Annotated in this window: 16 protein-coding genes; 6 read left to right on the top strand and 10 right to left on the bottom strand. The window is 68.3% G+C overall.

Translation table 11 applies throughout. The annotated features are described in order from the left end of the window. Positions 1-7: 7 nt before the first annotated feature. The 5 genes from ASG64_RS16720 to aspS form a co-directional block, all read right to left on the bottom strand. The gene (locus ASG64_RS16720) at positions 8-1,180 is read right to left on the bottom strand and encodes a phosphotransferase family protein (protein ID WP_056074719.1); all 1,173 of its coding nucleotides are present in this window, start codon (positions 1,178-1,180) and stop codon (positions 8-10) included. 194 nt (positions 1,181-1,374) lie between these two features. After that, positions 1,375-2,277, bottom strand: a complete 903-nt coding sequence (locus ASG64_RS16715; RefSeq protein ID WP_056074717.1) for a transglutaminase family protein — start codon at positions 2,275-2,277, stop codon at positions 1,375-1,377. Further along, the gene (locus ASG64_RS16710) at positions 2,274-4,859 is read right to left on the bottom strand and encodes a circularly permuted type 2 ATP-grasp protein (RefSeq protein ID WP_082518559.1); all 2,586 of its coding nucleotides are present in this window, start codon (positions 4,857-4,859) and stop codon (positions 2,274-2,276) included. Before ASG64_RS16710 ends, ASG64_RS16715 begins: the two co-directional genes overlap by 4 nt. 79 nt (positions 4,860-4,938) lie before the next feature. Then, a complete protein-coding gene (locus tag ASG64_RS16705) occupies positions 4,939-5,862 on the bottom strand; it encodes a DUF389 domain-containing protein (RefSeq protein WP_056074715.1) in 924 nt (307 codons plus the stop codon). A gap of 51 nt (positions 5,863-5,913) precedes the next feature. Continuing rightward, positions 5,914-7,722: an aspartate--tRNA ligase gene (gene aspS, locus ASG64_RS16700; RefSeq protein ID WP_042575390.1), complete on the bottom strand. Its 1,809-nt coding sequence runs from the start codon at positions 7,720-7,722 to the stop codon at positions 5,914-5,916. A gap of 146 nt (positions 7,723-7,868) precedes the next feature. Between aspS and ypfJ the strand changes: the two genes are divergently transcribed. Continuing rightward, complete coding sequence (gene ypfJ / locus ASG64_RS16695; RefSeq protein ID WP_056074713.1) at positions 7,869-8,786, top strand: KPN_02809 family neutral zinc metallopeptidase; 918 nt, start codon at positions 7,869-7,871, stop codon at positions 8,784-8,786. A 41-nt stretch (positions 8,787-8,827) separates the two neighbouring features. Next, positions 8,828-9,607 (top strand): MBL fold metallo-hydrolase, encoded by a 780-nt coding sequence (locus ASG64_RS16690; protein ID WP_235579639.1) that lies wholly within the window; start codon positions 8,828-8,830, stop codon positions 9,605-9,607. An 11-nt stretch (positions 9,608-9,618) separates the two neighbouring features. Here ASG64_RS16690 and ASG64_RS16685 read toward each other — a convergent pair whose 3' ends face one another. After that, a complete protein-coding gene (locus tag ASG64_RS16685; protein WP_082518613.1) occupies positions 9,619-10,656 on the bottom strand; it encodes an Rv2578c family radical SAM protein in 1,038 nt (345 codons plus the stop codon). A gap of 107 nt (positions 10,657-10,763) precedes the next feature. On the opposite strand from ASG64_RS16685, the gene ASG64_RS16680 reads away from it, so the two are divergent. Genes ASG64_RS16680 through ASG64_RS16670 form a run of 3 tightly spaced genes read left to right on the top strand, consistent with a single transcriptional unit; the run spans position 10,764 to position 13,191 of the window. Beyond that, positions 10,764-12,017 carry an FAD-binding domain-containing protein gene (locus tag ASG64_RS16680; protein ID WP_056074708.1) on the top strand — a complete coding sequence of 418 codons (1,254 nt, stop codon included), beginning with the start codon at positions 10,764-10,766 and terminating at the stop codon, positions 12,015-12,017. Next, the gene (locus ASG64_RS16675) at positions 12,014-12,505 is read left to right on the top strand and encodes a DUF3237 domain-containing protein (protein ID WP_052493301.1); all 492 of its coding nucleotides are present in this window, start codon (positions 12,014-12,016) and stop codon (positions 12,503-12,505) included. Before ASG64_RS16680 ends, ASG64_RS16675 begins: the two co-directional genes overlap by 4 nt. An 8-nt stretch (positions 12,506-12,513) precedes the next feature. After that, positions 12,514-13,191: a TetR/AcrR family transcriptional regulator gene (locus ASG64_RS16670; RefSeq protein ID WP_056074706.1), complete on the top strand. Its 678-nt coding sequence runs from the start codon at positions 12,514-12,516 to the stop codon at positions 13,189-13,191. A gap of 5 nt (positions 13,192-13,196) precedes the next feature. Here ASG64_RS16670 and ASG64_RS16665 read toward each other — a convergent pair whose 3' ends face one another. The 3 genes from ASG64_RS16665 to ASG64_RS16655 are packed head-to-tail and all read right to left on the bottom strand — an operon-like array spanning position 13,197 to position 15,779. Beyond that, positions 13,197-13,823, bottom strand: coding sequence for a hypothetical protein (locus ASG64_RS16665; protein ID WP_042575394.1), 627 nt, complete (start codon positions 13,821-13,823; stop codon positions 13,197-13,199). Between the two features lie 7 nt (positions 13,824-13,830). Continuing rightward, positions 13,831-15,114 (bottom strand): histidine--tRNA ligase, encoded by a 1,284-nt coding sequence (gene hisS, locus ASG64_RS16660; RefSeq protein ID WP_056074704.1) that lies wholly within the window; start codon positions 15,112-15,114, stop codon positions 13,831-13,833. After that, a complete protein-coding gene (locus tag ASG64_RS16655) occupies positions 15,111-15,779 on the bottom strand; it encodes an MBL fold metallo-hydrolase (RefSeq protein WP_056074702.1) in 669 nt (222 codons plus the stop codon). The genes hisS and ASG64_RS16655 overlap by 4 nt, the downstream gene beginning before the upstream one ends. A 166-nt stretch (positions 15,780-15,945) precedes the next feature. Between ASG64_RS16655 and ASG64_RS16650 the strand changes: the two genes are divergently transcribed. After that, positions 15,946-16,815, top strand: a complete 870-nt coding sequence (locus ASG64_RS16650) for a peptidylprolyl isomerase (protein ID WP_042575397.1) — start codon at positions 15,946-15,948, stop codon at positions 16,813-16,815. Positions 16,816-16,922: 107 nt separating this feature from the next. Here ASG64_RS16650 and ASG64_RS16645 read toward each other — a convergent pair whose 3' ends face one another. Next, a complete protein-coding gene (locus ASG64_RS16645) occupies positions 16,923-19,370 on the bottom strand; it encodes a RelA/SpoT family protein (RefSeq protein ID WP_235579638.1) in 2,448 nt (815 codons plus the stop codon). Positions 19,371-19,441: the final 71 nt, after the last annotated feature.

The raw sequence follows: 19,441 nt of genomic DNA, 5'->3' as shown, positions 1-19,441 counted from the left end.
GCGCCGATCAGGACGTGGTGTCGGACCAGCGGGCGGAGAGCCCACCGACCACGGCGCCGGCGAAGTCCGCGATCTCCGTGTGCCCGACGAACCTCGCGTACTCGGACAGGATCGACCAGCGCGCGGTCAGCGCCACCGAGCGGGGCACCGACAGGTGGTGCCGACGCAGTGCCGCGTTGCGGGTGTCGTCGTCCGGGAGGAACCAGTGGGTGGTCAACCATGCCCACACCAACTGAGCGTCCAGCAGGGTGGAGTGCAGAACGTCGTCGTCGGAGAGGTGCGGCCAGATGCCCACCACCTCGGCGCGCCACGCGTCGACCATGGCCTCGGCCCGCTCGGGTGTCAGATCCAGGCGGCAGAGGCATCCGGGATACGACATCAGCGTGTAGGCGACGTCCAGGGTGGCGTCGCGGAATCCGCCCCACTCGTAGTCGAGGAAACGAACACCCTCGTCGTTGACGATGATGTTGTCCGGGCAGAGGTCCGACGGACTGAACGCGCGGTGTCCGCCCGATCCGAAAAGCTTCGCGGCACGGGTGACCGCCTCGGCGATCCGAGGCGGTACCTCGATGCCCAAGTCGGCGGACAACATCGTCGGAACGTCGGCGACGGCGTCCGCGACCTGGTCGCTCAAGCCGTCGCGGGTATGCCCGACGCCCGCACGGCCGAGCAGTGCACCGAAGTCCTCTTCGCGGCCGAACGTGGCGGCGTGCATCCGGCCCAGCGCCTGAGCGAGAGCCATCAGGGAATTGGTGACCGACGCCGGGTCGGGATGGGCGATGAGACTGGTGAACGGCGCAGCATCTCCCAGATCGCTGAGGACGAGCAGTCGTTCCTTCAGGTCGTACGCGATGAGCGCCGGACCCGGTCGCGTGTCCGTCGCGAGCGCGGTGGCGAACTGGTACGACACCGCTTCGCGGAGGAAGGCCGTGTCGTCGCCGGCGCCCAGGCCGGTGCGGGTGACCGACTCGGTCGCACTGTCGCGAACCTGTTTGATCACCAGCGTGCGCGGAAGTTGGAACGGGTTCTCGGCGACGCGAACGCGGATGACGACCGTACGACCGCTACCACCGAGGTCGACCGGATCGACCAGCGTCACGGAAGCACCCGTGCGTCTGGTGAGGAGTTCACGTGCTGCGGCGACCGCCTCGGTCACCGGATCTGCCAACATTGCCGTCATCGATGTGCCGACCCGGCCGCGTCCAGGAGGAGCAGCAGGGTCTTTCCTCGTTTCCGTACTCGTGCCGGCCCGAGGGCCGGATGTATCAGGTGCGAACAGCGAGAGCAGAACAGTGTTCCCCACGTCGCGTTCGACGAAACAGGCTCGTCATGCGGTTTTTCGACTCTATCGCACGACCCTGACAGCAAGGTGAGTCACCGTGCGGCGGAGATCGGCGCCACGTCGACGGAGACGGAGATCCTGCTGCTCGAGGACTCCGTGTAGATGATTCCGCGCAGCGGCGGCACGTCGTCGTAATCGCGCCCCCACGCCACCGTCACGTAGCGCTCGTCGACCCATTGATCGTTGGTGGGGTCGAACGCCAGCCACTGCCCGCCCGGCATCCGCACGGAGGCCCACGCGTGCGTGGCGTCCACGCCGATCATGCGTTCCTTGCCCGGCGGCGGCTGTGTCGCGAGGTACCCGGAGACGTAGCGCACCGCGAGGCCGTGCGAGCGCAGGCATGCGGCGGCAACCCTCGCGAAGTCCTGGCACACACCCGTCCGGGCCGCGAAGACGTCGGCGACCGTCGTGGTCACCGTCGTCGATCCGGACAGGTACGTGAAGTCGCGATGGATCCGACGGTTCAGATCGAAGACCGCCTCCGCCAGGGGACGACCCGGCGTCAACGACTGCGCCGCATAGGCGCGAACCTCGTCGGTGATCTCGGCAGGGACCAGGTCGAGGACGAAGTCGACGTCGAGCGCGCCGTCGGCCGAGGTCGGTCGGGCGTCCTCCCACGGTCCGACGGCTCCGGCGCTGGTCAACCGGGCCGGATCGGGGGGCCGGACGGAGACCAGCGCACGTCCCGTCACGCACAGATGATCGTGATCGGTGGTGACGTGGAAGTAGAGGTCCTCGTTCCCGTACAGGTCGACACCGGTCGACCTGTCGGTCGGTGTCGGCGTCACCGTCACCGACGCGTCGAGGCAGAGCTGCTCGGCCGTCGTTCGCGGAAAGATGTGGCCCCGGCCGTACGACGACGACACCACCGACGAGTAGGCGTACTCCGTGCGGTGAGTGATCGCGTACCAGCGCACATCGGGCGCGGCGGTCACGAGAGCACCCGCCCGCCGCCGCTACCCCACAGCGGCTGAGTTCCACCGGGGAGAGTCAGGTGGGCGGCGGTGATGGTTTCCGAGAGATCCAGCAGGTCGGCATGGACCGCGCGGACGACCTCGTCGAACTCCGACCGCGTACCGGTGGCGTCGACGTCCTCGAGGTCCGCCGGATCCACTCGTCGAAGGGTGGAGACGATACGTTCGAGCGCCCGGTCGGTCTTCGACGTGCCGGTGGCGCCCGGCAGTGCCGCGAGATTCGTCGCAGCTCGCTGCACCTGGTACATCACCGACCGCGGGTTGCCGCTGTCGAACAACACGAGTTCGGCGACGGCCCCCACCTCCGGCGCGCCTCGGTACCGGCGTCGATACGTGACCGACGAGTCGGCCGCGCCCAGAACGGCCGAGAGAACGACCTGCTCGACGCCGGGTGGACGAGCCGTTCCGACGGTCTCCGCCAGCAGTGCGGTGATCTGCAGCGCGCGCTCGACGCGCTTGCCGGTGTCCATCAGGAACCAGCCCGGGTCGTGGACCATCGACTCGGCCGACAGACCGGACACCGCCGACATCGACCCGACGACGCGGCTCTGGGTCGCCCACAGGCCGGCCTCGTCGGAGGCGGACGACTGCGCGCACTCGGCCAGTGCGGTGTCGAGCCTGTTGAAGACAGCCCACGTGTCCTCACCCAGCTGGTCACGCACGGCGCGCGCGCAGGTCTGCAATGCGGCGACCGAGTGCGCGAGCGTGCCCTGCCGCCGCGCGTCCACGGTCAGCGACCGGAACTCTGCCAGCGTCCGAGCGCGTGTCGGTGCGTCGTGGAAGCCCGGTCCGGTGGCCGTGACATCGGTCAGTGCCCCGAGCACGATCGCCGAGGCCACGGATCCGTCGTCTCCTGCCACCCCGCCGTCGTTCTCCCGGAAACACCGACTGGCCGCGACCAGGAGGCGCCCGGTGGCTTCCGCACGTTCGCCGTATCGGCCCATCCAGTAGAGATCGTCGAGGACGCGAGGTGTGCTGACCGAATCGATGACCCGCAGGCGCCGCGTACCGATCACCCGATCCGGAATCCCGTCGATCGGGCGCGCCGAAACGGACTCCGCCGGGGCGCGCCGCTCCGAGAGCACCCAGACGTCCTTCGCCGCCGTGGTGGCCATCGGTTCGGAGAGGGGCTCGGTCACCAGTACCTGCGCGAGACCACCCGTCATCGGGGTGTATCCCACGCGTTGAGCGACGTCGAACAGTCGGATACCCACCGCAGCCGGCAACACGGCGGCGTCGTGTCGCCGATGTCCGACCGGGCCCACCGGTGACGTGGCGAGGTCGGGTATCTCCCGCGCGGCCCAGCCGCCCGGATCGGCCTGCACTCGTCGGAGCAGGTCTTCGCGCGCCGTCGTGGTCAGCATGGGCCCGACGAACGACTCGTCCGACCCGACGGCGGTCACGACCAGCGAGTTGATGCGAGAGATGATGTGGGACAAGCCGAGTCGATCCCCCGCCCAGTACGACGGAACGGACTCCAGCAGCGCGTCCTCCCCCAGCAGTTCGCGACCCAGTGCCGGCAGCCGTCCCAGCAACGCGACGTTCTCCAGCACTCCGCTGCCGATGGTGTTGACGACGGTCACCGCCCCTCGGCGTGCCACCTCCAGGAGACCGACCACGCCGAGTCTGGAGTCGGGACGCAGATCCAAGGGATCGGCGTAGTCGTCGTCGACGCGTCGCACCACGACGTCGACGCGGCGGAGAGTCCCGAGCGAGCGCATCCACAGCGCACCGTCGCGCACCACCAGATCGGCCGACTCGACCAGCGGGAAGCCGAGCACCGTCGCGAGGTGCGCCTGGTCGAACGCCGTCTCGGACCACACGCCGGGACTCAGCACCACCACCAAGGGGTTCTCGGCAGCTGCGGGCGCGACCTCGACAAGGGCGACCCGCATGGCGCCGACGAACGTACTCGCCGGAAGGGGCGCGATTTTCCCGAACGTGGTGGGAACCGCGCGAGCGACGATGGAGCGATCGGCCAGCGCGTATCCCGCGCCCGACGGTGCCTGGGTCCGGTCCGAGAGAACCCGGAACTCACCGTCCGCGCAGCGCGCGACGTCCGCGGCGTGGAAGAACAGTTGATGCGGGCCGGGGATGGTGATGCCGTGCGCTGCACGCAGATACCCACGGTGACGGAACACGATCTCCGGGTCCAGCAGACCGCGCGAGAGCACCGTGCGTGCACCGTAGAGGTCGGTCAGGACCGCGTCGAGGATGCGGGAACGCTGCACCATGCCGGCCTCGAGTCGAGTCCAGTCCGCCGCCGACACGACCGTCGGGACGACGTCGAGTTCCCACCGAGATCCGGTGCGCCCGAGTTCCCCGGTGTCGTTGTAGGTGATGCCGGAGTCGTCGACCAGCCGACCCACCCGCAGTTGGGCCTCGGCGACGGCGGCAGCGTCGAACCGGCCGCTCTCGGCCAGTGCCGACCAGCGTCGACCGAACTCGCCCCCGGCCCGGAGTTCGTCGAAGACACCGGGACGCAGATCGGCGAGATACGCCGCGAGGAGAGGATTCTCGGGCGGGCGGGGGTCCTCGCGCACCGGGGACGACTCCCTCTGCTGCACCTCACGCCCCTTCTCGCCGGCACCCGCGCCGGGTCGGCGAGCTACTCGGCAGAACTTACCCTCCGGTGCGACCCGCGGCGGACCGCCGGTGCAGTGACAGGACGAACGTGGCGGCGACGACGATCCCGACCAGGTTGATGCCCAGCTGACCCGCGGACAGCGCAGCGATGCGCCACGACCCCACGGTGGCGGCGACGACGGCGAAACCCGCAGCGGGGACCGTCGTCACGGAGATGAACACGCCCACCAGCGCCGCGGATTTCGCCGACACGAGAGCCAGCATCCCGGCGGCACCGGCGAGCAGCGCGATGATGAACGAGAACGGGCCCACCTGGTAGATGAAGTCGACCTGCTGGAGATCGTCGATCGAGTCCGGCGCGATCCACCCCAGCGACTCCGCGACGACGGCGCCGATCGTCGTGATCACCATGGCCGTCGGGAAACCGACGAGCAGGGCCAACAACGACCGCCGTACCAGCGACCGCTGACGCCGCACCAGACCGACCGACAGCGCGGCCAGGGGCCCGAACTCCGGCCCGACCACCATGGCGCCGACGATCGTGACCGGTGAGTCCGTCACGACGCCGATGGCCGCCAGCAGCAACGCGATGCTGAGGAACGCGACGAACGTGACCGTGAAGGACGACTCCTCACGGGTGCGTCCGATGAGCTCGTCCCACACGATGGCGTCGTCCGGGTCGCCCGGTGCGTCCTTCTCGGCGCTCCGAGCGGCGTCCGACAGCACGGTCTCGACCGGTTGCATCGTCACCGCGCCGTCGTGGGTCAGCTCGAGCGAGCGCAGACCGGACAGGACGTCGTTCGCACACTCACGCACGACGACGGCATCGACGACATCGCCTTCGGGCCGCACCGCGGCGCCGCGCATCACCACGATGTGCGCGACGCCCGGGGTGTCCTCGAGGACGCGCAGAACCTCGTCCGTCCTGTCGGCGGGAGTGACCACCCGAAGGTTCTGCATGCACTCTCCCTCGCACCGCGTCGGCCCGGCCCTGACGAGCCGGGCTCGAGCCTAGGTCGCGGGAGTGTCCGACGCGGGCTTCTCGCCCGATCCACCGCGCGGCACCGGCTTCGCGTCGATGCCGGACTCCTTGCGCTGCGCCGGGGTGATGGGTGCCGGCGCGTCCGTCAGCGGGTCGACGCCGCCACCGGACTTGGGGAACGCGATGACCTCACGGATCGAGTCGACACCGGCGAGCAGGGCCGTGATGCGGTCCCAGCCGAACGCGATACCGCCGTGGGGCGGCGCACCGAAGGCGAAGGCGTCGAGGAGGAAGCCGAACTTCTCCTGCGCCTGCTCCGCGTCGATACCCATGATCGCGAAGACGCGCTCCTGAATGTCCTTGCGGTGGATACGGATCGAGCCGCCGCCGATCTCGTTGCCGTTGCAGACGATGTCGTAGGCGTAGGCCAGGGCGTTGCCGGGATCGGTGTCGAAGGTGTCCATCGACTCGGGCTTGGGCGAGGTGAACGCATGGTGCACCGCGGTCCACGATCCCGAGCCGACCGCGACGTCGCCGCTGGCGGTGGCATCGGACGTCGGCTCGAACAGCGGCGCGTCGACGATCCAGACGAAGGCCCACTCGTTCTCGTCGATGAGTCCCTGCTTGCGCGCGATCTCGCCGCGGGCGGCGCCGAGCAGTGCGCGCTGCGCCTTGGCGGGACCGGCGGCGAAGAAGACGCAGTCGCCGGGCTTCGCGCCGACGTGGGCTGCGAGGCCGTCGCGCTCGGATTCCGACAGGTTCTTCGCGACGGGTCCGCCGAGCGTCCCGTCCTCCTGGATCAGGACGTAGGCCAGACCCTTGGCGCCGCGCTGCTTCGCCCAGTCCTGCCACGCGTCGAGCTGACGACGCGGCTGCGACGCGCCACCGGGCATGACCACGGCGCCCACGTAGGGCGCCTGGAACACGCGGAACGGCGTGTCGGCGAAGTACTCGGCGCACTCGACCAGCTCGACGCCGAACCGCAGATCGGGCTTGTCGGATCCGTATCGCCGCATCGCGTCGGCGTAGGTCATGCGCGGGATCGGGGTGGTGATCTCGTAGCCGATGAGGTTCCACAGCGACGTCAGGATCTCCTCGGCGAGGACGATGACGTCGTCCTGCGTCACGAAGCTCATCTCGACGTCGAGCTGGGTGAACTCGGGCTGACGGTCCGCGCGGAAGTCCTCGTCGCGGTAGCAGCGAGCGATCTGGTAGTACCGCTCGATGCCGCCGACCATGAGCAACTGCTTGAACAGCTGCGGGCTCTGCGGGAGTGCGTAGAAGCTTCCCGGCTGCAGTCGCGCGGGCACCAGGAAGTCGCGGGCGCCCTCGGGGGTCGAGCGTGTCAGCGTGGGCGTCTCCACCTCGACGAACTCGTGGTGGGCCAGGACGGACCGTGCCGCCGCGTTGACCTTCGACCGCAGCCGGATCGCGTGACCGGGTCCGGCGCGACGCAGGTCCAGGTAGCGGTACTTGAGCCGCGCTTCCTCGCCCGGAGTCTCGTCCAGCTGGAACGGCAGCGGCGCGCTCTCGCCCAACACCTCGAGCTCGGTGACGTTCACCTCGACGGCGCCCGTCTGGATCTCGTGGTTCTGGTTGCCCTCGGGGCGGAGCTCGACGATGCCGGTGATCTTGACGCAGAACTCCGACCGCAGGCGGTGCGACTGCTCGGCCGCCGGGCCGTCGCGGAACACAGCCTGGACCACTCCGGAGGCGTCACGCAGGTCGATGAAGATGACTCCGCCGTGATCGCGCCGGCGAGCGACCCAACCGGTCAGGGTGACGTGTCGGTCCGCGTGCTCGGCTCGAAGCGAACCGGCGAGGTGCGTGCGCAGCACAGGAGTCCTTCCAGAAGTAGACGAATACAGCTGGTGATCCTACGGACCATCCAGGCTCGTCCCGACGCCGGTAAGAAACAGCGATGTGTGGGTAGTGCTGCCGTGCGAAGCTGTGTGCCGCACACGCCTGACGAAAGTGGTGACCCATGACGTTCGACCCCAACGCTCGGATCGACTCCTCGCGAGTCTCGAGAAGCTCCGGGGGCCGCGGAAAGGGAATCGCCGTCGGTGGTGGTCTCGGTGGCATCGTCCTCGTCGTCATCACGTTGCTGCTCGGTGGCGACCCCTCGTCGGTGATAGGCCAACTGGGCGGCGGCGAATCCGCCTCGCAGGAGCAGGGCGTCGGAACCATCGAGAACTGCGACACCGGAACCGACGCCAACTCGAACGTCGACTGCCGCGTCACCGCGACGGTGAACAGCCTCGATCAGGTGTGGGACGCGGAGCTCGCTACCCAGACCGGAGTCGCCTACCAGCAGCCGGAGGTCCGTGTGTTCACCGGCTCGGTGGACACCGGTTGCGGCAACGCAACATCCGACGTCGGCCCGTTCTACTGCCCCGCGGACTCCACGGCCTATTTCGACACCGGCTTCTTCCAGGTGCTCGTCGACCAGTTCGGCTCCAGCGGTGGACCTCTGGCGCAGGAGTACGTGGTGGCCCACGAATTCGGCCACCACATCCAGAACCAACTCGGTGACATCGGACGGGCACAGGCCGATCCGAACGGTCCCGAGTCCGGCGCCGTCCGCACCGAACTGCAGGCCGACTGCTACGCCGGCATCTGGGCCAACTACGCGGACGACCTGCCCGCTCCCGGCTCCAGCGAACCGCTACTCGAACCGCTGACGGAGCAGGACGTGTCCGACGCGCTCTCGGCGGCGTCGTCCGTCGGTGACGACAGGATCCAGCAGGCGTCGACCGGGCGGGTGAACCCCGAGGGCTGGACCCATGGGTCGTCCGAGCAGCGTCAGGCATGGTTCAGCGCGGGCTACCGCACCGGCCAGGTCGCAGCCTGCAACACCTACGACGCCTCGGATCTGAACAACCCGTCGTCCGTGCGCTGATGTCCTCGCGATCCACGCTCCCCGTCTGCGTGACGTGTGGAGTGCAATTCGACGTCGTCGACTCCGACGAGTGCCCGGTGTGCACCGACGAACGGCAGTACGTCGGCGCCGACGGTCAGCAGTGGACGACGGTTCACCGACTTCTCGACACGCACCGCACCGTGGTTCGTGAAGAGACACCCGGCTTGTGGGGCGTGGGAACGGAACCCTCGTTCGCCATCGGTCAGCGCGCCCTGATCGTTCCGGGCGACGGCGGAAACGTGTTGTGGGACTGCGTCTCCACGATCGACGATGCGGCGATCGACCGCATCCGTGAGCTCGGCGGAATATCGGCGATAGCGGTGTCGCACCCGCACTACTACAGCGCCATGATCGAGTGGAGCGAGGCGTTCGGTGGAGTACCCGTCTACATCCACGAGTCGGACAAGCGCTGGCTGCCGCGCGACGGCAACGTCAGGACGTGGAGCGGCGACACCCTCGAGATTCTCCCCGGCAGAACGCTGATCAACACCCGCGTGCATTTCGCCGGAGGATCGGTCCTGCGGTGGGCAGGCACGGACGGTCGTGGCGCGCTCTGCACGGGAGACATCATCGCTGTTGCCGCGGACCGACGGTGGGTGTCGTTCATGTACAGCTACCCGAACATGATCCCGGAACATCCCGACACGGTCCGGCGCACGGTGGCGCTGCTGAAGGACGTTCCGTTCGAGCGCATCTACGGCGCGTGGTGGGGGAAGGTCGTCGAGCAGGATGCGCACGGCGCTGTGGTCCGGTCCGCTCGTCGGTATCTCGAACACATCGGGGTCGCGCCGGGCTTCTGACCGGAGCGGAGTCAGAACAGGGTCATGGCCGGCTCCGGCGTGCTCTCGACGGGCGCGGTGGACTGCACGGCGTGAACCGCCATCGGATCGAGACCGAGCAGAGAGTGCTTCTCCCGCAAAGGTTCCACCTTGCCGCGGAGCCACGCTTTGTACTCGGGGCTGACGTACGCACCCCGTCCGTACAGCACGCGATAGCGACGCACGAGAGCCGGATGATTCTCGGCCAGCCAGCTCATGAACCACTCCTTCGTGCTCGAGCGCAGGTGCATCGGCAGCGCCGTCACGCCCGTCGCACCCGCTGCCTGCAGGGCCCCCATCAACGCGTCGAGGTGCTTCGGACTGTCGGTCAGGAACGGGATGACGGGGGCGATCAGAACATGACACGGCAGGCCGGCGTCGGTGACGGCGCGGATGAGGTCGAGGCGAGCGCGCGGCGACGGCGCCCCCGGTTCCAGCGACTTCTGCAGTTCCTCGTCGTGGAACGCGAGGCTGATGCTGACCTGCACGTTCACCTTCGTCGCGGCCAGGGTGAGCAACGGCAGATCACGCCGCAACAACGTTCCCTTGGTGAGTATCGAGAACGAGGTACCGGACTCGGTGAGCGCTCGGATGATGCCGGGCATCAGCTCGTACCGTCCCTCCGCCCGCTGGTAGGGATCGGTGTTGGTACCCAACGCCACCGGTTCCCGCTTCCACGACGCGCGTGCCAGTTCCTTACGCAGGACGGAGACGATGTTCGTCTTCACCACGATCTGGGAGTCGAAATCCCGACCCGCGTCCAGATCGAGGTACTCGTGCGTCGGACGCGCGAAGCAGTACCGGCACGCGTGCGAGCAGCCGCGCGCCGGGTTGATGGTCCACTTGGCCGGCAGCGCCGACTCGTCCGGAACGCGGTTCAGTGCGCTCTTGCACAGCACCTCGTGGAACGTCACCCCGTCGAACTCGGGTGTCCGGACCGTGCGGATCAGCCCCGCCTTCACCAGGCCGGTGCGTTCGAGACCCGGGAGCGCCCCGTCGGGCGCGTCGAGTGTCTGGCCGTCCCACCTCACGAACCCTCCCATCCCCGAGCCCACCGGAGCCGCGGTCGTCATCGAACACGTGGTCGAATTCGGCTCCCGCCCACAGTCGAACATCCGTTCTAGTAGAGTGTCAACTCATGGTGCAACTACCGACTCCCCCGTCCGTCGCGGACGGCGCCGACACGGCGGACGTCGTGAAATGGGTCGCGGAGCATCTCGGTGATCTGACGCGGGAAGGGCCGGCCGGCGTCCGCGCGGGCGGCATGAGAGGCGGTCAGACGGCGGCCGATGCTGCGTTGGCCGGCCTCGACATCGCCGGGTATGCGCGCTCGCGCAGCACCGTCCTTCCGGAGTCGCGGCGCGGCGCCAGCCGGATGTCCCCGTACATCCGTCACGGCCTGCTGTCGCTCCGCGAGGTGTGGGATCGCGTCGAGGACGCTGCCGGGCGCGACCGCTCCCGCTACCGCGACGAGTTGATGTGGCAGGAGTACGCGCGACACCTGTACGCCCGCGTCGGCACCGACCTCGGGCAGTCGCTCACCCGCGAACAACCCTTCGCCTCGGGCGGCGATGTTCGAGCCGACGATCCGTGGCCGACCGAGATGAACTGCATGTCGTCGGTGACGACCGAACTGCACGACGACGGCTGGCTGGTCAATCAGACACGCATGTGGCTGGCGTCGCAGTGGGCCGTCCGTGCGGGAGCAACCTGGCGTGACGGTGAGGACGAGATGTTCGCGCACCTGCTCGACGGTTCTCGCGCCGCCAACCGCCTCGGCTGGCAGTGGACTGTCGGAACCGGGAGCGGCAAGGTGTACGGCTTCAGTCGGTGGCAGGTCGAGAAGCGCGCCCCCGCCCTCTGCCGCGGGTGCGCACTCGCCTCGGCGTGCCCGATCCAGGACTGGCCGAGCGCGGAACTCGGCCCCTCGGTCGACGGCCCCGATCTGACCACGGCGGACATCCCCGCCGGTCCCGCGGAGGCGAGCGGTAGTGCCGCCGAGCAGGTCTGGTTGACGGCCGAATCGCTCGGCACCTCCGATCCGGCACTCTCGGCCGACGAGTCGAGGCCGGCAGTCTTCGTCTTCGACGAACCCCTTCTGCGACGGCTCTCGTTGTCGGGTAAGAGGCTGGTGTTCCTGGCCGAGACGCTGGGCGAACTGGGCGCCATCCGCGAACTCGAGGTTCGCCGCGGGGTCGTCTCGGAGGAGCTGGCAGGCAGGAGCCTGGCTGCCACCTACGCGCCGGTGCCCGGCTGGGCGCGCATCGCCCGAACACTCGAGCCCGTCGAAGTCCATCCCTGGCCGTGGTTGGTCCGACCCGGCCGGTCGTCCGTGCGGTCGTTCAGCGCGTGGCGCCGTGGGCATTCCGATCCGCTACCGTCGACCGCGTGACCGAACCCCTTCCCACGCACGAGTCGTCCGATCCCACTCTGCCGACGCTCGAACCTCTGTTCCGCATCGTGGTTCGGACGTCCGACACGGTCCATCTCGGCGACACGCAGTCGGTGGCGACTGTGGTCGGCGGCGTGCTCAGCGGGCCCGGTCTCGAGGCCGTCGTCCGCCCGAGCGGCGCGGAACACGTCCGGGTCCGCGCGGACGGCTCCGCGGCCTACGAGATCGACCTTCTCGCGGATGTCGACACCGACGACGAGAGTGCTGTCGTCCGTCTGACGTTGACCGGCATCCGCTTCGGGTCCGCGGAGGTGACGGAGGCACTCGACCGGGGTGAGGACGTCGACACCGCGCTGTACTACTTCCGCGGAACGCTGGCCGTCTCGACGTCGATCCGCTCCCTCGCCTACCTGAACAGGGCCGTCGTCGTGACCTCGGGTTCCCGACGCGGTACGGACACGATCGTCGACGCGTTCCTCGTCACCTAGGCCGCGCGATGACGACGACCGGCGCCGGGCGCCCCCGGCTCACCACCCGCAAGCGGCCCGGCGCCACGGCGCGGGAGGAGATCCTCGACGCCGCCGCGGAGCTGTTCACCACTCGGGGGTTCACCAGCACCTCGACCAGGATGATCGCGGACGCGGTGGGCGTCCGCCAGGCGTCGCTGTACCACCACTTCGCCACCAAGGACGACATGCTGGCCGCCCTGCTGGTCGGCACGGTGGATGCGCCTCTCGCCTGCGCGGTGGCGCTCCGCGACGTCACGGTCGACGCCCCCACCGCCCTGTATGCGTTGGTGTGGTTCGACGCCGGCCAACTGATGACGTCGCGATGGAATCTGGGCGCGCTGTATCTGATCCCGGAACTGCGGACGGAGCGCTTCGAACATTTCCGGGCTCGGCGCATCGATCTGATGGCGCTGTATGCGGAATTCTCGCGCGCCGCCCTCGAGTCGATCGGCACCGTCGATTCGGCCGACGACACCGTTCGGCTGCCGTTCCGCATCGTCGAAACGGTGATCAACGCTCGGTCGGATCTCGAATCCCAGTCCGCCGAGGTGGTGGCGACACCCGACGCCATCGCCGACGCGGCAGTTCGAGTGCTGGGGTGGCGGGACCCCACGACCACGCTCAACTCACGTGCCCGCGACGTGCTCTCGGAGATCTCCGCGTAGCACGGTCAGGCTGTCAGCGCCGCGACCTCGGCATCGGTGAGGACGGTGGCGGGAGCCCGACCGGACTCCCGCACCACACCGATCGCACGGAACAGCGGTCGTTCCAGCAGCCCGGCTTCCCGTGCCTCCGCGCGCAATTGGGTCACCAGCACCGACGACACGGCGAGCGCGGAGGCCAGCGCCGAGCGGGACAGCGCGTCGGCAAGTGCCCGGAGCGCGATCGGCTGGAGTTCACGTCCACCGTCGTCGGTGTACATCGCGACGCCGACGGTGACGTCGCCGGACGAGTCGCCGACGCGCAGCAGCACCTGGCTCACCCGAGCGACCCGCACGATGATCTCGACCCTGGTGGCGTCGGACATGTTGACCCGTCGCACGCGCAGCGCTCCTCGCCTGCTCACCACGCCGTGGTCGATCCAGACACGGCGCCGTCCGCCCGACACCACCGCGAACGCGGCCGTGGCGACCAGTGCGATGCCCAGCACCACTCCGACGACGGGATTGATGAGGAACGCCGCCACGGCACCGAGCACGGCGCCGACCAGCGCGAAGACGGCGCCCGCCACGCGCAGTCTGGGCACGATGAGCTCGGTGGGCACCAGATCCAGTGCCACCACGCCGCGATCGACCATGACTACCTCACTCCGACAGCGCTGCCCGCACGCGGGCGACGACCTCCGACAGCGGGACCGACGTCTGCGAACCCGTGGAGAGGTCCTTGACGCCGATCTCCTCCGATTCGAGGTCACGATCTCCGAGGACGAGGGCGATCCGTGCACCCGAACGGTCGGCGCCCTTCATGGCGCCCTTCATCCCGCGGTCGCCGTAGGACAGGTCGACCCTGATCCCCTCGGCGCGCAGCTGATGCGCGATGACGGACAACCGCAGCTTCGCGTCGGCACCCATGGGAACCCCGTAGACCTCGCACCGCGCGGTGGACGCAGGTGAGACCCCTTCCGCGGCCAGGGCGAGGACCGTGCGATCGACTCCCAGACCGAAGCCGATGCCCGACAACGGTTGTCCGCCCAGTTGAGCCATCAGGCCGTCGTAGCGGCCGCCGCCACCGATACCGGACTGAGCGCCCAGGCCGTCGTGGACGAACTCGAACGTGGTCTTCGTGTAGTAGTCGAGGCCACGCACCATGCGGGGATTGACGACGTACGGCACGCCCATCGCGTCGAGGTGCGCGCGAACGGTGGCGAAGTGCTCGTTCGCCGACTCCGAGAGGTGGTCCATCATCAGGGGCGCGTCGGCGGTCATCTCCCGCACGTGCGGGCGTTTGTCGTCGAGCACTCGCAACGGGTTGATCTCCGCGCGGCGCCGAGTCTCCTCGTCGAGAGGAAGGTCGAACAGGAACTGCTGCAGCAACTCTCGGTACTGCGGACGGCAGGTGTCGTCGCCGAGAGAGGTGATCTCGAGCCGGAATCCGGTGAGACCGAGGCTGCGGAATCCTGCGTCGGCGATCGCGATGACCTCCGCGTCGAGGGCGGGGTCGTCGACACCGATCGCCTCGACGCCGACCTGCTGGAGCTGACGATATCGGCCGGCTTGGGGTCGCTCGTAGCGGAAGAACGGCCCGGAGTAGCTCACCTTGACCGGCAGAGCGCCGCGATCGAGGCTGTGCTCGATGACTGCCCGCATCACGCCCGCTGTGCCTTCCGGGCGCAACGTCACACTGCGGTCGCCCTTGTCCGCGAAGGTGTACATCTCCTTGCTGACCACGTCGGTCGATTCACCGACGCCGCGCGCGAACAGCGCGGTGTCCTCGAAGATCGGCAACTCGATGTGGCCGTACCCGGCCGCCCGGGCAGCAGCGGTCAGGCCGTCCCGTACGGCGAGGAAGGTCGCCGAGTCGGGCGGCAGGTAGTCCGGGACACCCTTGGGAGCTGCGAAGGGGTGGATCTTCGTGCCGTCGGCGCTCATCGCGCACCGCCGAGGCCGGTCAGGAACGGATTGCCGGCCCGCTCGGCGCCGATGCTCGTCGTGTCACCGTGACCGGGGAGGACGGTGGTCTCGTCGTCGAGACACAGCAACGACGTCTCGATGGACGCGAGGAGCTGTTCGTGATTCCCGCCGGGAAGGTCGGACCGACCGATGGAACCGGCGAACAGGGTGTCCCCGGAGAAGATCGCTCTGTGCTCCCCTGTGTGCACACCGAACACCACCGAGCCACGGGTGTGACCGGGAGTGTGGGACACCGTGATGTCGATCCCGGCCACGGACAGCTGGTCGTCGTGAGCCAGTTCGATGACCGCCGCAGGTTCCTCGAAGGTCGAGTTCGCGATCAAGGGTGCGAGCACCGGACCGATTCCCGACGCCGGGTCCGTCAGCATGTGCCGGTCGTCCGGATGGACGTACAGCGGAATGTCGAACTTCGCGCACACCGGCGTGGCGTCCCACATGTGGTCGAGGTGACCGTGGGTCAGCAGCACCGCGACCGGAACGAGTCCGGCCTCGTCCAGGAACGAGTAGAGCGGCGCGGCCGCTTCCTGGCCAGGGTCGACGACGAAGCATTCGGCCGAGTCGTCCAGGGACACGACGTAGCAGTTCGTCTGGAACATGCCGGCGGGGAATCCGGTGACACGCACAGTGAAGGACTCCTCAGGAGTGATCGGGAGAAAACACCAGACTAGGTGGTCACCGTCACGGGACGACAATCCGGGCGAGAAGCCGGTGACCGGGTCAGGACGCTCTCAGGAAAGCCTGGCACACTTTTGCTGCTCACCCGCTCCAGCGAGAAGAGGAACGCCAACCGTGCCGACGAACGAACAACGACGTGAAGCTGCCAAGCGGAAGCTCGAACGCCAGCTCGAATCCCGAGCAGCGCGCGCTCGCCGACGCAAGCAGACCACCATCGCCGCCGCGGTCATCGGACTCGTGGTCGTGATCGGTGGCGTCGCGATCGCCGTAGGTGTGACCCGCGGAGGGGACGACGCGGTCGAGGCTGCCGATGCACCCACCAGCGAGTCGTCGACTCCCGAAGGCATGCTGCCCGCCGGGAGATCGGAGCCTCTGCCCGAGACCGTGACCTGCGCCTACCCTGCCGGCGGCCAGGCTGCGAAGCCCGCGAACGCCCCGCAGACCGAGAACGTGCCGACGACGAACGAGAACGTCAGCGTCAGCATGGACACCAGCCAGGGCCCGATCGGATTGTCCCTGAACGCCGCCGAGGCGCCCTGCACCGTCAACAGCTTCGCGTCGCTGGCGGGTCAGACGTACTACGACAACACGCCGTGCCATCGACTCACCACCGCGGACAGTCTGAAGGTCCTGCAATGCGGTGACCCCACGGGCGCCGGAACCGGTGGTCCCGGGTACCAGTACGCCAACGAGTTCCCCACCGATCAGTACGCCGACGACCCGTCCGCGCTCCAGTCCCCCGTTCTGTACCCGCGGGGAACGATCGCCATGGCCAATGCCGGTGCCGACACAAACGGCAGCCAGTTCTTCCTGGTCTACGGCGACTCCCAGTTGCCGCCGAACTACACCGTCTTCGGCACCATCGACGAGGCCGGGCTGGCGACCCTGGACAAGATCGCCGCTGCCGGAGTCGAGGGTGGCGCCCAGGACGGCGCTCCCGCGCTTCCCACGACCCTGAACACGGTCCAGCTCGACCTGGTCTGACCGCTCACCCTCGCAACCTCCCCGTGAGCCCCCAGCGAGTACGCCGACAGTGTCGTGATTCCGTACGGGATCACGACACTTCGGACGTACTCGCGGGGAGGGTTGCGTCAGGCAGCCGAGGTCAGGCGATACACGTCGTAGACACCCTCGACGTTGCGGACCACGTTGAGCACGTGCCCCAGGTGCTTGGGATCGCCCATCTCGAAGGTGAACTTGGAGATGGCCACTCGATCACCGGACGTGGTGACCGACGCCGACAGGATGTTGACCTTCTCGTCCGCGAGCGCCTTCGTGACGTCCGACAGCAGGCGGTGACGGTCCAGCGCCTCGATCTGGATCGCGACGAGGAACACCGACGACGGTGACGGGGCCCACTCGACCTCGATGAGTCGTTCCGACTGCTGTTGCAGCGATCCTGCGTTGGTGCAGTCGGTGCGGTGCACGCTGACGGAGCCGCCGCGCGTCACGAAGCCCATGATGTCGTCGCCCGGCACCGGGGTGCAGCACTTCGCCAACTTGGCGACGACGCCCTCCGCACCCGAGACCATGACACCGGCGTCACCGACACGACGGGGACGCGTCGGAATCGTCGACGGCGTGGAGCGTTCTGCCAGCTCCTCCTCGACGTCGCCGACGCCTCCGAGATGCGCGACGAGCCGTTGCACGACGTGCTGCGCCGAGACGTGGTTCTCACCGACCGCCGTGTACAGCGCGGACACGTCGACGTACCGGAGTTCGTGAGCGATGGCCGACATCGACTCGCCGTTCATCAGGCGCTGCAACGGCAGTCCCCCGCGCCGCACCTCCTTGGCAATGGCGTCCTTGCCGGCCTCGAGGGCTTCCTCGCGGCGCTCCTTCGCGAACCACTGACGAATCTTCGTCTTGGCGCGCGGCGACGCGACGAACGTGGCCCAGTCGCGACTCGGTCCGGCTGTCATGGCCTTCGAGGTGAAGACCTCGACGACCTCGCCGTTCTCGAGTTGGCGTTCGAGCGCAACGAGGCGTCCGTTGACGCGAGCGCCGATGCAGCGGTTACCCACCTCGGTGTGGACGGCGTACGCGAAGTCCACCGGACACGACCCGGCGGGCAGTGTCACGACATCACCCTTCGGGGTGAAGACGAAGATCTCCTTGACCGCGAGGTCGTAGCGCAGCGACTCGAGGAACTCCCCCGGGTCGGCGGCTTCACGCTGCCAGTCGAGCAACTGGCGCATCCACGCCATGTCGTCGAGCTCGGTGGCGTCACCGGAGTGGCGACCCTTGGTCTCCTTGTAGCGCCAGTGCGCCGCGATGCCGAACTCGGCAGTGCGGTGCATGTCGCGCGTACGGATCTGCACCTCGAGTGGCTTGCCCTCGGGGCCGACGACCGTGGTGTGCAGCGACTGGTAGACCCCGTAACGCGGCTGCGCGATGTAGTCCTTGAACCGCCCGGCCATCGGCTGCCACAGCGAATGCACGACGCCGACTGCGGCGTAGCAGTCACGGATCTCGTCGCACAGGATGCGCACCCCGACCAGGTCGTGGATGTCGTCGAAGTCGCGACCCTTGACGATCATCTTCTGATAGATCGACCAGTAGTGCTTCGGACGCCCCTCGACGACGGCACTGATCCGCGACGCGGAGAGCGTCGCATTGATCTCCGCGCGCACCTTGGCCAGATACGTGTCGCGGGACGGTGCGCGGTCGGCGACCAGACGGACGATCTCGTCGTACTTCTTGGGATGCAGGATGGCGAACGCCAAGTCCTCGAGCTCCCATTTGACCGTCGCCATACCCAGTCGATGAGCGAGTGGCGCAATGACTTCGAGAGTCTCCTTGGCCTTGCGTGCCTGCTTCTCCGGAGGCAGGAAACGCATCGTGCGCATGTTGTGGAGACGATCCGCGACCTTGATCACCAGAACCCGTGGATCACGCGCCATCGCGATGATCATCTTGCGGATGGTCTCGCCCTCGGCCGCAGTTCCCAGCGCGACCTTGTCGAGTTTGGTGACGCCGTCGACCAGATGCGCGACCTCGTCACCGAACTCGGCGCGCAACTGCTCCAGCGAATACCCGGTGTCCTCGACGGTGTCGTGGAGCAGGGCGGCGACCAGAGTGGTCGTGTCCATTCCCAGCTCGGCCAGGATGTTGGCGACGGCCAGAGGATGCGTGATGTACGGATCGCCGGACTTGCGCATCTGAGTCGCGTGACGCTCGTCGGCCACGTCGTAGGCACGCTGCAGCAGCCCGAGGTCCGCCTTCGGGTAAAGAGTGCGGTGTGTGCCGGCCAACGGCTCCAGCACCGGCTTGACCGCGGTGTTGCGCTGCGCGGTGATGCGTCGTGCCAGGCGTGCGCGCACTCGCCTGGATGCAGACGACGGCGCGGTCGGCGTGACGCTCGCTTCGGGCTGCTCGACGGGCGCAGCCGCGGCGTCCTCGATCGGGACGGATGATACGGGCGCAGTGGAACCGGAGCCATCGGGAACCGGGACATCGGGAACCGGGACGCCGGGAACCGCGGCGTCGGGATCGGGGGCGTGGGACTCCGGCGCGGTAGGACCGATGTAACGCGTCATGGTCGACACCTCCTCAGCTGCTCGACTGAAACTTTAGCCGTCGGCACAGCCGTGCACCGGGCACGGTCGTA

It is taken from the genome of Rhodococcus sp. Leaf247, from assembly GCF_001426185.1.
GTDB lineage: Bacteria > Actinomycetota > Actinomycetes > Mycobacteriales > Mycobacteriaceae > Rhodococcoides.
Note: the sequence above shows the minus strand (reverse complement) of the source record. Positions and strands in the feature narration are given on the sequence as shown.

Bases quoted from the DNA above. Each gene is read 5' to 3' on its own strand.
- ASG64_RS16720 (WP_056074719.1), bottom strand. From the start codon at position 1,180: ATGACGGCAATGTTGGCAGATCCGGTGACCGAGGCGGTCGCCGCAGCA.
- ASG64_RS16705 (WP_056074715.1), bottom strand. From the start codon at position 5,862: ATGCAGAACCTTCGGGTGGTCACTCCCGCCGACAGGACGGACGAGGTT.
- ypfJ (WP_056074713.1), top strand. From the start codon at position 7,869: ATGACGTTCGACCCCAACGCTCGGATCGACTCCTCGCGAGTCTCGAGA.
- ASG64_RS16680 (WP_056074708.1), top strand. From the start codon at position 10,764: ATGGTGCAACTACCGACTCCCCCGTCCGTCGCGGACGGCGCCGACACG.
- ASG64_RS16670 (WP_056074706.1), top strand. From the start codon at position 12,514: ATGACGACGACCGGCGCCGGGCGCCCCCGGCTCACCACCCGCAAGCGG.
- ASG64_RS16665 (WP_042575394.1), bottom strand. From the start codon at position 13,823: ATGGTCGATCGCGGCGTGGTGGCACTGGATCTGGTGCCCACCGAGCTC.
- hisS (WP_056074704.1), bottom strand. From the start codon at position 15,114: ATGAGCGCCGACGGCACGAAGATCCACCCCTTCGCAGCTCCCAAGGGT.
- ASG64_RS16645 (WP_235579638.1), bottom strand. From the start codon at position 19,370: ATGACGCGTTACATCGGTCCTACCGCGCCGGAGTCCCACGCCCCCGAT.